This is a genomic window from Mycolicibacillus koreensis (assembly GCF_002104795.1).
Classification (GTDB): domain Bacteria; phylum Actinomycetota; class Actinomycetes; order Mycobacteriales; family Mycobacteriaceae; genus Mycobacterium; species Mycobacterium koreense.
This window is the reverse complement of the sequence record NZ_NCXO01000107.1, coordinates 1-1,413: the sequence shown is the minus strand read 5'-3', so window position 1 is coordinate 1,413 and position 1,413 is coordinate 1. Positions and strand designations below refer to the sequence as shown.

The following is a 1,413-nucleotide window of genomic DNA, read 5'->3' as shown; positions in this document are numbered from 1 at the left end:
AGTAGTCGTCGAAGTAGCGGGTGCGGGCCGCCTGGAAGTTCACGAAGTGCGCACCGAACTCGGCGGTCTTGAGGTCGTGATCGGGCCGGTCGCCGTCGAGCACCCCGGCCCAGTCGCCGCCGACGGCGCGGCTGAACATCTCGGCATAGGGGTCGACGACCAACGGGTCGGGTTTCTGGGCCTCCAGCGCGCGGGCGGTGGCTACGAACAAGGCGGTGGACCCGACGCTGGTGGTGATGTCCCAGCTGTCGTCGTCGCTACGGATTCCAGACATGGCCGGGACGTTACGCCGCCCCGCACGGGCCGAATTCGAGCGGTGTGGGGTGCGCGCGCTCATCGTGTGCCGCCGGTCGAACCCACTCTCCTCACCGGCGAAGCCTAGCAAGGATGAGTTATCCGCAACAGCGGAGGTAATCATGTGAACTTGCCGGATATCGACTGAATATCGACAATCAGTGACTAATTTGCGGAAATGAAATCTCGTGTCATCGTGGCGGGTCGCCGTCCCAGGTCTCGGGGATCATCGGGTGGACGAGGCCCGTGTCGTCGGTGACCGCCAGTGTCGTCAGGCCGCCGGCGCCGGCCGCCGGCTTGGCGATCGTGCCGGCGAACCCGAGGGGGCCGGCCGCGCTTTGCGACGCCGTCGCCCCCGCGGGGTCTGCGGGCCGGTCCAGATACTCGTACCGATGCCCCCGGTCGATGAGCGAGCGCTGCCGTCGGCGGGCCCGTTGCCCGACCGGTGCGTCCTCGGGGGCATGCGGCGCGGCGGTGGTGTCGCTGACCGGTCTCCGGTCCCGCGCCGGTGTCCGCGCCGCCGCATCCTGGCGCAAGCCGAAGCTGGTGGCCATGTATCCGAAGCCCTCGAGACCGGTGCCCGGCGCGCCCGGCGGGCCCGGCGGCGGGGGTGCCGGCGCCGCCGGTGCGGCGGTCGTGACCGCGGCGGGGGTGACCGGCGCGGTCGGGGCAGTCGGGATCGTAGCCCCGGTCGCGGGCACCGTGGGGACCGGCCCGACCGGCATCGGCACCGAGCCCGCCGCGGCCGGTAGCGGTGCCGGCACCACCGGTTGCAGTCCCGCCAGACCGGCGAGCCCGGCGAGGCCCGCGGTGGCTCCGACGCCGGTGAACGGTGCGAGGGCGGCGACACCCAAACCGACCCCGACGGTCACCAGCAGGGGCAATTCCTGAACCAGGAACCGCAGGGTGCGCAGCGTCCACATCACGGCGCGGTAGGTGTTCCAGGCGATCAGGTATTCGATGATCACCGGGAAGTCGGCCGGATTGGCGGCCATGTGGGTCAGGAAGTACTCGATCGTGCTGCTCGGTAACTGGGTGAACAGGTTCGGCAGGTTCGCCAGGAACTGGTCGGGGGTCCAGTTGCCCTTGCCGTCCGGACCAAAGAGCATGTTCCAGATC

General features: G+C 70.1%; 2 protein-coding genes. Both read right to left on the bottom strand.

Annotated features, from left to right (window positions below):
- On the bottom strand, positions 1-265 hold a 265-nt coding region (locus B8W67_RS20070), incomplete at its 3' end, for a class I SAM-dependent methyltransferase (protein ID WP_207567715.1).
- Positions 266-485: 220 nt separating this feature from the next.
- On the bottom strand, positions 486-1,413 hold a 928-nt coding region (locus B8W67_RS20065), incomplete at its 5' end, for a PPW family C-terminal domain-containing PPE protein (RefSeq protein ID WP_476738879.1).